The organism is Caulobacter sp. P4_E5 (genome assembly GCF_056401555.1).
The window spans coordinates 1-11651 of the sequence record NZ_JBFUJD010000121.1 but is presented as its reverse complement, the minus strand read 5'-3'; the positions used below and the strand labels follow the sequence as shown (position 1 = coordinate 11651).

General features: G+C 68.1%; 9 protein-coding genes and 1 pseudogene. 6 read left to right on the top strand and 4 right to left on the bottom strand.

What is annotated here, in order from left to right; translation table 11 throughout:
• The first annotated feature begins 103 nt into the window (after positions 1 to 103).
• Positions 104 to 2938 (top strand): TonB-dependent receptor plug domain-containing protein, encoded by a 2835-nt coding sequence (locus tag AC1DSO_RS23535; RefSeq protein ID WP_477071118.1) that lies wholly within the window; start codon positions 104 to 106, stop codon positions 2936 to 2938.
• A gap of 107 nt (positions 2939 to 3045) precedes the next feature.
• Here the strand turns inward: AC1DSO_RS23535 and AC1DSO_RS23530 are convergent, their stop codons facing one another.
• Positions 3046 to 4275, bottom strand: a complete 1230-nt coding sequence (locus AC1DSO_RS23530) for a hypothetical protein (RefSeq protein WP_477071117.1) — start codon at positions 4273 to 4275, stop codon at positions 3046 to 3048.
• Positions 4276 to 4439: 164 nt separating this feature from the next.
• On the opposite strand from AC1DSO_RS23530, the gene crcB reads away from it, so the two are divergent.
• Both crcB and AC1DSO_RS23520 read left to right on the top strand, forming a co-directional pair.
• Positions 4440 to 4823 (top strand): fluoride efflux transporter CrcB, encoded by a 384-nt coding sequence (crcB, locus tag AC1DSO_RS23525; RefSeq protein ID WP_477071116.1) that lies wholly within the window; start codon positions 4440 to 4442, stop codon positions 4821 to 4823.
• Entirely contained in the window at positions 4820 to 5815 is a 996-nt protein-coding gene (locus tag AC1DSO_RS23520) for an RluA family pseudouridine synthase (protein WP_477071115.1), read from the top strand. Before crcB ends, AC1DSO_RS23520 begins: the two co-directional genes overlap by 4 nt.
• Positions 5816 to 5948: 133 nt before the next feature.
• On the opposite strand, the gene AC1DSO_RS23515 is transcribed toward AC1DSO_RS23520, so the two are convergent.
• Both AC1DSO_RS23515 and AC1DSO_RS23510 read right to left on the bottom strand, forming a co-directional pair.
• A complete protein-coding gene (locus AC1DSO_RS23515; protein ID WP_477071119.1) occupies positions 5949 to 7211 on the bottom strand; it encodes a DUF1501 domain-containing protein in 1263 nt (420 codons plus the stop codon).
• A gap of 23 nt (positions 7212 to 7234) precedes the next feature.
• On the bottom strand, positions 7235 to 8677 hold the full coding sequence (locus AC1DSO_RS23510) for a DUF1800 domain-containing protein (protein WP_477071114.1): 1443 nt from the start codon (positions 8675 to 8677) through the stop codon (positions 7235 to 7237).
• Between the two features lie 54 nt (positions 8678 to 8731).
• On the opposite strand from AC1DSO_RS23510, the gene AC1DSO_RS23505 reads away from it, so the two are divergent.
• From AC1DSO_RS23505 to AC1DSO_RS23495, 3 genes are all read left to right on the top strand, one after another.
• Complete coding sequence (locus tag AC1DSO_RS23505) at positions 8732 to 9454, top strand: ATP12 family chaperone protein (RefSeq protein ID WP_477071113.1); 723 nt, start codon at positions 8732 to 8734, stop codon at positions 9452 to 9454.
• A 261-nt stretch (positions 9455 to 9715) separates the two neighbouring features.
• A complete protein-coding gene (locus AC1DSO_RS23500; protein WP_477071112.1) occupies positions 9716 to 11248 on the top strand; it encodes an acyl-CoA carboxylase subunit beta in 1533 nt (510 codons plus the stop codon).
• Between the two features lie 82 nt (positions 11249 to 11330).
• A complete protein-coding gene (locus tag AC1DSO_RS23495; protein ID WP_477071111.1) occupies positions 11331 to 11492 on the top strand; it encodes a hypothetical protein in 162 nt (53 codons plus the stop codon).
• Between the two features lie 58 nt (positions 11493 to 11550).
• Here the strand turns inward: AC1DSO_RS23495 and AC1DSO_RS23490 are convergent.
• Positions 11551 to 11651 (bottom strand): annotated as a pseudogene (locus AC1DSO_RS23490) (hypothetical protein); the annotation flags it as partial.

Here is an 11651-nt window from a genome sequence, read left to right as displayed (position 1 = left end):
TCGGCGAGTATTGCAAAGCCATGTCTCTCTATCGACCGGAATTATCACTTCGACTTCGCTGATAGTCACTTCGATCGCTTATCAAACTTTGAAGGGGGATAGAATGAAGTTCGGGAGCATTACCTCACCAGTGGTCGGCGCGCGTCGCTATGCTTTGGCGACCGCCAGCGTCGCGGCGCTCCTGGCGTCAGGACATGCGGCCTTCGCGCAGGTCGCCGCCGCTCAGGCCGACGCGCCGGCCGCGGAGCTGGTCGAAGCCGTCATCGTCACCGGCTCGCGCGTCGCTCGCGACGGGTTCGACTCGCCGACGCCCGTCAACGTCCTGGGAACAGAAGAAATCAAGGCGTCCGCGCCCGCCAACATCGCCGACTTCGTCAATACGTTGCCGTCGGTGGCGGGCAGCTCGACGRCGGCCAATTCCTCTGGCGCGCTCAGCAACGGCGCGGCGGGCATCAGCGCGCTGAACCTGCGCTCGCTGGGCACCGGCCGGACGCTCGTGCTGTTCGACGGCCAGCGCTCGGTGGTCTCGGCGTCGACGGGGCAGGTCGACACCAACACCTTCCCGCAGTCGCTGATCTCACGCGTCGAGGTGGTGACGGGCGGCGCCTCGTCGGCCTACGGCTCCGACGCCATCGGCGGGGTGGTCAACTTCATCCTCGACAAGGACTACACCGGCATCAAGTCGTCCGTGGAATACGGCGAGACGACCTATGGCGACGGCGAGAACTGGAAATACAATCTCACGGCGGGCGGCGGCTTCGCCGAGGGCAAGGGCCATGTGCTGGCCAGCGCCGAGTGGTTCCACCAGGAGGGCGTCCACACGATCGACCGCGACTGGAACCGGACCGGCTATTTCGCGATCCGCAATCCCGACACCTCGGCGAGCGCGCCGTACTACATCGTCGGCAACCACGTCGGCATCTCGACCTATACGCCAGGCGGACTGATCACCGCCGGCCCCCTGAAGGGGACCTATTTCGGCGTCAACAGTTCAGTCAATCAGCTGGCCTATGGCGCGGTGTCGGGCCAATGGATGGTGGGCGGCGACTGGGACTATTCGTCCTCCGGCATCGAGGGCACCAACACCCTGATCCCGGACGAGGACCGCAGCAGCTATTTCGGGCGCGTCAGCTATGAGCTGACCCCCCATGTCGAGGTCTTCGGCCAGGCGTCCTACGCCAAGTACGAGGGGCTCAGCTACTATATCGCGCCGACCCAGACCGGCGTCGTCATCCGCTCGGACAACGCCTATCTGCCGGCTTCGGTGAAAAGCCAGATGACCAGCCTGGGCCTGAGCTCCTTCACCATGGGCACGGGCAATATCGACATGCCGGCCTCGGGCAGCGCCATGGAGCGCGAGACCGAGCGCTACGTCGTGGGCGGCAAGGGTGACTTCAGCGTCTTTGGCCTGGGGATCGACTGGGACGCCTACTACCAGCACGGCAAGACCAAGACCCACGAGCAGCTGACGCCCACCTGGAACAATGCGCGCCTGGCCCTGGCGACGGACGCGGTGCTCAGCAATGGCCAGATCGTTTGCCGCTCGACGATCACCGATCCGACCAACGGCTGCGTGCCGCTGAACCGTTTCGGCCAAGGCGTGGCCAGCAAGGCGGCCCTGGCCTATGTGCTAGGCACGCCCTATCGCGACCAGGCCTTCACCCAGGATGTCGCGGCCTTCAACCTCCGCACCAACGACATCCAGGGCTGGGCGGGGCCGATCTCGCTGGCGACCGGCGCGGAATACCGCAAGGAGAAGATGAGCGGCTTTGTCGAGGCGCAGTACCAGAGCAGCGGTTGGAAGTACGGCAACTTCCGCGCCACCAGCGGCAAGTACGACGTCGTCGAAGCCTATGCCGAAGCCGTAGTGCCGCTGTTCAAGGGCGCTGACTTCAACGGCGCGGCCCGTATCACCGACTACAGCACCTCGGGCACGGTGAAGACCTGGAAGGCCGGCGTCACCTACGCGCCGATCCCTGACATCAAGTTCCGCGGGTCAGCCTCGCGCGACATCCGGGCCGCCAACATGAGCGAGCTCTATGACGCCGGCACCGCGCGCAGCAACTCGGTGAACATCAACGGCGTCTCGACCCCCTTCGTCCAGAACCTGCAGGGTAACCCCAACGCCAAGCCCGAGGTCGCGGACGGCTATGGCGTGGGCGTGGTGGTGTCGCCGCGCTTCCTGCCCGGCGTGCAGGCCTCGATCGACTACTACGACATCCAGGTCAAAGGGGTGATCAGCTTCGTCACCGCCCAGCAGGTGACAGACTACTGCTACATCCAGAAGGTCACCACGTACTGCAGCAATCTGAAGTTCAACAATGGCGTGCTGAGCACGATCGACCTGTATTACGCCAACCTCAACAAGATGACGGCCAAGGGGCTGGACGTCGAAGTCTCATATCGGACCGACCTGAGCGACGTCGTCTCGTGGGGCGCCGGCCAGCTCGCCCTGCGCGGGATGTTCACCCACTATATCGAGAACGTCACCGACGACGGCGTGACCCATATCGACCTGGCCGGGGCCAACACCGGCAGCACGCCCGACTGGGTCTACCGCCTGAGCGCCAACTACAATCTCGACAACTGGGCCTTCAACCTGACGGCCCGCGGCGTCAGCGACGGCGTGGTCAGCAACGCCTACACCGAGTGCCAGAGCGCGTGCCCGGCCAGCGTCGCGCCGTACTACACGATCAACGACAACAGCGTTAAGGGCGCGCTCTACCTCGACCTGTCGACGACCTACAAGTTCGAGGTCGCCCACACGGCGGGTGAAGCCTTCGTCTCGATCAGGAACCTGTTCAACAAGGATCCGGTCCTGGTCGGCAACCCGGGCAACCTGGGGGCCGAGAACACGGTCGGCTATCCGCAAACCAACCGCAGCCTCTACGACACCAACGGCCGCACCTTCCGGGTCGGCCTGAGGTTCGATTTCTAGGATAGGTCGGACGCCGGGGCGCGCCGCGCCTCGGCGGAACCGGTGACGCCGCCGTGAGGCTAGAAGGCATAGCGAGGCCTTCGGCCGTCCACGAAAAAAGCGGAGCCTTAGGCCGCCGCTTGCCTGGCCAGCGGATAGTTGGCGCGCAGCGAGGCGTGGGTGAGGCCAGCCGTCTCGGCGGCGGCGAAATAGCCTTCCTGCGGCAGGCCCTGCAGGATGGTCATCGGCGCCAGGCCGCGGGCGTCGCGACCGAAGGCCATCATTTCCATGGCGATCTTGCCAGCCTCGCCCGACAGGTCCGAGGCGTCCAGGGTCAGGCCGGCCAAGCGGGCGTCGCGCAGCACGCGCAGGGCTTCCTTGTCCGGCGGCACGCGAGCGATGACGCCGCGGGTGAGGGCGCGCAGCAGGCCGACGACCTCCAGCAGGCGGCCGGCGGGGGTGCCGCGGGTGACGTCGACCAGCTCGATCATGACGCCGCCGCGCAGCAGGCCCAGCGACAGGCCGGCCGTGCCGGTCAGCAGGTCACGGCCGCGCTGGGTGCCCAGGGTGCGGAACGAGGCGGGCAGGATCAGTTCGGGCGTGTTCGGGCCTTGGGCCGAGCGGGCGAAGACCGCCGCGTACTTCAGGGTCGACTCGTCGATGAAGGCGACGTCACGGTCCGACAGCTTGGTCAGGGCGCGGGCCGAGGCCTGCCGGCCGCTGGCCAGGTGGGTGACCATCGGCTCGATGCGGACGGCGGTGGTGACGTTGCGGCGCAGGCTGACGACGTGTTCCAGCGTGAAGTCCACACGCAGGGCCGCGCCGCCGGCGGTGGTGAAGGCCACCGGGGTGCGGCGGGACTCGTCGCCGGGATCGACATCGATCCGCACGGGCGAGCGGGCGGAGTCGCGGCGGGCGCGAGCAGCCAGGACGACGGCGGGGTCGATCTTTCTGCAGACGGCTTGGCCGCTTTCGACGCCGATCACCGCGCGGATCCCCAGATCCATCGGCGAGGCCGCGCCCAGCAGGTGGGTCAGCACGTCCTCGAGAATCCGGATGCTGGTCGCCTGAGCGGCCAGGCCTTGATCGTTGTTCATGGCGATCAGGAATTCGCTGTCCGAGATGCGGGCGCGCATGTCCTGGCGGTCCAGGTGCTCGTTCAGCTTCAGCTCGACATAGGTCCAGATGTCGCCGCGCTTCTGGCTCCACCATTCACCGGCCCAGGCCCGGATGGCCTTGATGCTGATGACGTTGACGGAGCCGCGCGCCACCAGGTCGTTACCCGTCAGGCGCTGAAGCACCGGGGCCGGCAGGGCCACGCGTTCTGTCGCGTCTGATGTGTGGGTGTCGAAGGGCATGGGGTCTGGTGCTGTTGATACCCCCGAAGATTGCAGCGCACGCGCCTAATCGCTGGTGTAGAAACAGGGTTTACGAACGCGTTTACCTTTAAAGAAACCGGGGAAAAATAAGGGAACTCCGGTGGGTGCTTGGCGTAAGCGCCTGCTCGGCGCATAAGGCGTTCATGAACAAGCTGCTTCTGGTGGCCGCTGGCGGAGCCGTCGGCTCGGTCGCCCGCTACCTGGTCGGCATGGGGGCCATGCGGGTCATGGGACCCGGCTGGCCGTACGGCACCTTCACCGTCAACATCGTCGGCGGCTTCCTGATGGGCTGCCTGGCCTCTTGGCTGGCCCATCGCGGCAGCGCGTCCAGCGAACACTGGCGCGTGCTGCTGGGTGTCGGCGCGCTGGGCGGCTTCACCACCTTTTCGTCGTTCTCGCTGGAGACCGCGCTGATGATCCAGAAGCGCGACTACATTCCGGCTTTCTCCTATACCGCCGCCAGCGTGCTTCTGTCCGTGGCGGCCCTGTTCGCGGGCCTTCTGGTCGCCCGCAMGGTTTTCGCATGAGCACCAAGGAAGTTCGCACCCTGTACGTCGACTCCGGCGAGGACGGGGTCCGCCTCGATCGCTGGTTCAAGCGACGCTGGCCGCACCTGAACCATATCCAGCTGAACAAGCTGTTCCGCTCGGGCCAGGTCCGGGTCGACGGCTCGCGCGCCAAGGCCGACACCAAGCTGGCGGCTGGCAGCCAGATCCGCGTGCCGCCGCTGCCCGACGCGCCCGATCCGGCCGACAAGAACAAGCTGACGCCGCGCGACATCGCCTACGCCAAGTCGCTGGTTCTGTACGAGGACGAGGAAGTCCTGGCCCTGAACAAGCCCGCCGGCCTGGCCGTGCAGGGCGGGACCAAGACCGTCCACCACGTCGACAAGCTGCTCAGCGCCTGGGGCGAGGGCGTCAACCGGCCCAAGCTGGTCCACCGCCTGGACCGCGACACCTCGGGCGTGCTGCTGCTGGGCAAGACGCCGTCGGCCGCCGCGCGCCTGTCGGGCGCCTTCGCCAAGCGCAAGGCGCAGAAGACCTACTGGGCGATCGTGGCCGGCAATCCGCACCCGACCGAGGGCGTGATGGAGCTGCACCTGGCCAAGCGCGGGGTCGGCGACCGCGAGATCGTCGTGCCCGCCCAGCCCAAGGATCCGGACGCCCAGCCGGCCGAGACCGAATTCGTCACCATCAGCCGCGCTGGACCGCGCGTCACCTGGATGGCCCTGCGTCCGCATACCGGCCGCACCCACCAGCTGCGCGCCCACATGAAGGCCATGGGTCACCCGATCCTGGGCGATCCCAAGTACGGCGACGAAAAGTCCGCGCCGCTGTCGGAAGGCCTGAAGCTGCAGCTGCACGCCCGCTCGATCCTGCTGCCGCACCCGTCGGCCGGCATGCTGCACATCGAGGCCCCGCTGAGCCCCGAAATGAAGGAAGGCTTCCGCAAGTTCGGCTTCTCGGAAGACGAGGCGGAAGCCGAACCGTTCGCGCGGCGCCAGATCAAGCGGCGGTAGGTTTCGGCCAAAAAAATAGGGTGTCATCCCGGGCGGCGAAGCCGACCCGGGACCCAGGGGCAGCCGCACTGCGTTGGCCCCTGGGTCCCGGCTCTCCGCTTCGCTGCGGCCGGGATGACACCTGTTTTTGCTTTCAAACCAATCCGTTGACCGGTTTCGCCCCGACGCTGTCCGGGAACACCTTGCTCTCCAGCGCCGCGCGGTCGACGCCCATGTGCTCGGCCAGCACGCCCTTGAACAGGCCGCGCATGTCGAGGGTCGGGGCGGTGTCGCGGTTCTCGAAGAGAGCGCTCGTGGCCAAGCCCGGCCAGTCGCCGACGATGCCGCCGCGCTTCAGGGCGCCGCCGAGGATCAGACCGGTCGAGGCCGTGCCGTGGTCGGTGCCGCCGGTGCCGTTGACCCGAGCGGTGCGGCCGAACTCGGTGACGGCGATCACCACGGTGTTCTTCCACTCCGCGCCGAGGCCCGTGTGCAGGCCGTCCAGCACCGCGTCCAGATACGAGAGGCGGGTGGCGATCTGGCCGACCTGGCCCGCGTGGGTGTCGAAACCGTCCAGCGAGATCGCCGCGATCTGTGGCCCGCCGGCCTGGATCATGAAGCCGCCCAGGGTCGCGCCCAGCTTACGGGCCGCCTCGCCGCCAGCGCGGTTCTGGCGGTCATTGGCCATAGTGGCCGAGGCGGGCGTGGGCGGGGCCATCGACGGCGTCGAGGCGGCGGCGAGGTTCATCGCCGGGCTCGGCGCCATGGCGGTCATGGCCTGCTGGGCCATGGTCTCGGTCTCCAGGCCGCGGGCGAAGGCCGGGCCCAGCATCGGATCGTTCCTGTAGAGGTCCTGCAGCAGGGTCGGCAGGCGGGCGGTCTCGTCGACGCCCTTGCCCGGCGACCAGCTGGCGGCCTGGACCTTGCCGCGCAGGATCAGCGGCGCGGTGGTCCCGACCGACAGCCCCTCGACCTTGCGGACCGGGGCGAGCGCCTCCAGCGTGCGGTTCAGCCAGCCGGTCTCGGTCCCGTAGACGTGGGCGGCGCCGGTCTCCAGCACGTCCTGGGCCTCGAAGTGCGAGCGGGCGCGGTCGGGGCTGGCGATGGCCGGGGCGATCCGGGCCTCGCCCTTCAGGGCCAGCTTGTGGACGGTGTCCAGCTGCGGGTGCAGGCCGAACGTGTCGTCCAGCTTCAGCACCTGGTCAGGCGTCATGGCGATCGAGCCGCGCAGGCCCGCATAGTTCTGATCGCCGACCGGCGGCGACACCGACAGGCCGTCCATGCCGCCCCGGCAGATGACGACGACCAGCTTCTTCTTGGCGAGGCCGCCCTCCGAGGCCGCGAAGGCCTGGGCGCCCAGAAAGTTGACGGAGATCCCGAGGCCGGCGGCCAGGCCCAGGAACGAGCGGCGCCCCATGGAGGAGGGAGGTTGGTGGATGGTCATCGGCGTAGGAACTCCGGGCTCATCACGAGAAGGGCGAAGGCTTCGCGGCGGGTCTCGGCTCGCGAGACGGCCTTGGCGACGGGTTGTGTCAGGCGCGCGCCCAGGGCCGAGACGGCCAGGGCGTTGGGGTCGGTGCGATCAGCGACCACGGCGGCGAAGCCCTGGGCCCACTGCATCCGCTTGACCAGGCCATCGGGCGAGGCCCAGGTCTGGGCGTCCTCGGCCCAGCCCTTGGGGGAGGGGGCGGAAAACGGCTTTTGGCCGAGACCCGTCAGGATCGGCGCCAGGCGTTCGATCATCGACGGCTCGGCCCCGATCAGCCGCCAGGTCGACAGGGTGTATTCGTAGGGCGTCTTGAACTTGGCCGGCGTCGGGTCCCAGGCCTCGGGGCTCTCGACCAGGGTCTTGGCGACGGCGGCCAGGTCGCCGCCGGTGGCGATCCAGCGCTTCTCCAGCCGTTCGGTCAGCGAGGCCGGCGGCGTGTCCGAGACGAAGTGACGGGCGATCTTGCCGCAGATATGGCGGGCCGTGTGGGGATCGGCGGCCAGGTCCTTCAGCACCGACAGGCCCTGCTTGATGTCCTGGTCGCCATAGTGGCGGCCCATGATCGTACGCGCGCCCGGCTCGTGGGCGTTGTCGCGGAACACGAACTGGCCGGCCCGGTCCTCCTGATCGCGGCCCAGCGAGAAGCCGGTCAGGGCGCGAGCGAACTCGGTGACGTCGGCCTGGGTATAGCCGGCGTCGACGCCGACCGTGTGCAGCTCCAGGATCTCGCGGGCAAGGTTCTCGTTCAGCCCCGCCTTGCCGCCCTTGCGCCGCCCGACATAGGTGGCCGCCCGGCTGTTGGGGCCGATCGACTGGGCCTGGTCCAGATAGGTCAGCATGGCCGGATGGGTGGACGAGGCGACCAGCAGGTTCTCGAAGCCGCCGAACACATAGGGCCGGATCGCCTCGCGCTCGAACGGGCCGATCAGCACCGAGGTGATCTGCTTGGTGGCCGAGACCGTAAAGTGGTTGGCCCAGAACAACGCCCAGCGTTCGCGGAAGGCGGCCGGGGTGCTCGCCCCTAGTTGGGCGCGGGCCAGGAAGTCGCCATTGACCTTATCGCGCAGGTCCCGCTGGGCGTCCTTGGCCATCTGGAGGTTGGGCTTGTCGCCCGCCTCGCCGTCCTTCTTCTGGCGCTCCATTTGCCGTTGCGACTGGTAGTCGCGCATCTGTCCGTAGCGAACGGCCGAGGTCTCGCCGCCGTCCTGCGGGACGTCGGCGCCTTCGCGGCGGATCTGGGCGGTCAGGAAGCCTTGCGGATCGGCCTTGGCGGTCTCGATCTCGCCGGGGCGGGCGCCCAGGCCGAAGCGGGTGACGGCGATGGCGGCCATCATGTCCTTGGACGGTAAGCTCAAGCGGGGCTCTCCCTTGCGCGAACACGCGACATCACCCATTCAACGCCTGTCGTGACGGAGTCCGTCGCGACCTCGCGAAAATGAGCTTCGACCGTGTCCGACAAGTCCGAACTGCTGCTGAAACCCAAGCGCTTCTACAAGGCCGCCGCCGCCGCGCCGGTAGAGGGCGGCTTCGCGGTCCAGCTGGACGGCCGCACGCCCAAGTCGCCGGCCAGGAAGCCGCTAGTCGTGCCGACCAAGGCCCTGGCCGAGATGATCGCCGCCGAGTGGGACGCTCAAGTCGACTATATCGACAACAGCCTGATGCCGGCCTCGCGCCTGGCCTTCACGGCCATCGACCGCATCGGCGAGACCCGCGCCGAGGTGGCCCGGGAGGTCACCGCCTACGCGTCTTCCGACCACCTCTGCTACCGCGCCGAGCACCCGACGCCGCTGGTCGAACGCCAGGACCGCGAGTGGGGCGCGATCCTCGACTGGGCCAAGGCCGAGCATGGCCTGGCCTTCACGCCGGTGGCCGGGATCATCCACCAGCCCCAGCCGCCCGCGACGCTGGCGGCGGTCGAGGCCCTGGCCTTGACCCTGGACGACTTCACCCTGGCCGGCGTGGCGTTCGCCGCTGGCCTGTTCGGCTCGACCGTGCTGGCCCTGGCCGTGCGGGCGGGACGCCTGACCGGCCAGCGGGCCCTGGACCTGTCGCGGCTGGAGGAGGCGTTCCAGGCCGAGCAGTGGGGCCAGGACGCCGAGGCCACGGCCCGAGCCGCGTTCCTGGCGGTCGAGGCGGCGATGATCGACCGCTGGTTCGCCGCGCTGCGGTAGCTAGATCCTGTCATCCCGGGCGTAGCGCAGCGAAGACCCGGGACCGCAACAGGCTCGGAGCTTCCGGCGGTCCCGGCTCGGCGCGCTGCGCGCTTGGCCGGGATGACAGATGTTTGGGGAGCAAAGGATGAATTTGCTCCGTCCGCCGCCCATGCTGCGCTGCCGCAAGGTCCGTCTTGCGCCCCGCCTCTGGCCTCGCTACGGCTGGGTTCATAAGGTGGGACAGCCGCCAGACCAAGATCCGGGCAGGGGAGTACGCGCGTGCAGCACATTCTCGAGGAACTCGACCGTCGTCGCGAACAGGCCAAGGCCGGCGGCGGCGAAAAGCGGGTCGCGGCCCAGCACGCCAAGGGCAAGCTGACCGCCCGCGAGCGGATCGACCTGCTGCTCGACGAGGGCTCGTTCGAGGAGTTCGACATGTTCGTCGAGCACCGGAGCGCCGACTTCGGCATGCAGGATCAGAAGATCCCCGGCGACGGCGTGGTCACCGGCTGGGGCACGATCAACGGCAAGGTCGTCTACGTCTTCTCCAAGGATTTCACGGTGTTCGGCGGCAGCCTGTCGGGCGCCCACGCGGCCAAGATCGTCAAGGTCCAGCGCCAGGCCATGAAGGTCGGGGCGCCGATCATCGGTCTGTTCGACGCCGGCGGCGCGCGCATCCAGGAGGGCGTCGACAGCCTGGCCGGCTATGCCGACATCTTCCTCGAGAACGTCATGGCCTCGGGCGTGGTGCCGCAGATCAGCGTGATCATGGGCCCTTGCGCCGGCGGCGACGTCTATAGCCCCGCCATGACCGACTTCATCTTCATGGTGAAGGACACCAGCTACATGTTCGTGACCGGGCCCGACGTGGTCAGGACCGTCACCAACGAGGTGGTCACCGCCGAGGAGCTGGGCGGCGCGCGAGTCCACGCGGCCAAGTCGGGTGTCGCCGAGGGCGCGTTCGACAACGACCTGGAGGCCCTGACCCAGGTGCGCCGGCTGGTCGACTTCCTGCCCTCGTCCAACCGCGAGGCCGCCCCCGAGCGCCAGAGCTTCGACGAGCCCTATCGCGAGGAGGCCAGCCTCGACACCCTGATCCCGTCCGACCCGACCAAGCCCTACGACATGAAGGAGCTGATCCTGAAGATCGTCGACGAGGCCGACTTCTTCGAGATCTCCAGCGAGTGGGCCAAGAACATCGTCTGCGGCTTCGCGCGGATGGACGGGACAAGCGTCGGCATCGTCGCCAACCAGCCGCAGGTGCTGGCCGGAGTGCTGGACATCGACAGCTCGCGCAAAGCCGCTCGCTTCGTGCGCTTCTGCGACGCCTTCAACATCCCGATCATCACCCTGGTCGACGTCCCGGGCTTCATGCCGGGCACCAAGCAGGAGTACGGCGGCCTGATCAAGCATGGCGCCAAGCTGCTGTTCGCCTATGCCGAGGCCACGGCGCCGAAGATCACGGTCATCACCCGCAAGGCCTATGGCGGGGCCTATGACGTGATGAGCTCCAAGCACCTGCGCGGCGACCTCAACTACGCCTGGCCGACCGCCGAGATCGCGGTGATGGGCGCCAAGGGGGCGGTGGAGATCATCTTCCGCCAGGAGGCCAAGGACCCCGAGGCCCTGGCCGCCCGCGAGGCCGAGTACAAGAACGCCTTCGCCAACCCGTTCGTGGCCGCTTCGCGCGGCTATATCGACGACGTGATCATGCCCCACGGCACCCGCCGCCGGATCGTGCGGGGGCTGAAGAGCCTGAAGGGCAAGGAACTGTCCAACCCCTGGAAGAAGCACGACAACATTCCGCTCTAAGGGTGGAATGCCCGTCGGGGCGCGGGAATAGAATCCCTCTCTCTTTGAGAGAGGGAGGGGCCCGCGCCGCAGGCGTGGGAGGGTGAGAGGTTACACCGCCAAGCGCAAAATTCCTCGTCATCCCGGCCGCAGCGAAGCGGAGAGCCGGGACCCAGGGGCCGGCGCGGTGCGGTTGCCCCTGGGTCCCGGGTCGGCTTCGCCGCCCGGGATGACGAGGGTTTTGGAGCGTGACGCTGGTGGGTGAGGCACGGGCGTTCAGCCCTTCTCATCCTCCCCCTCAAAACCTGCCGTACAGTCTCTTCACCTCGTCGCGAGGAAAGGGCGCATGGCCAGCGACCGATTGCGGCGGCGGGGGGCGATCGAGCGGTGAAGGTCCGAGGGGGATACTCGGACGGTCCGGGGA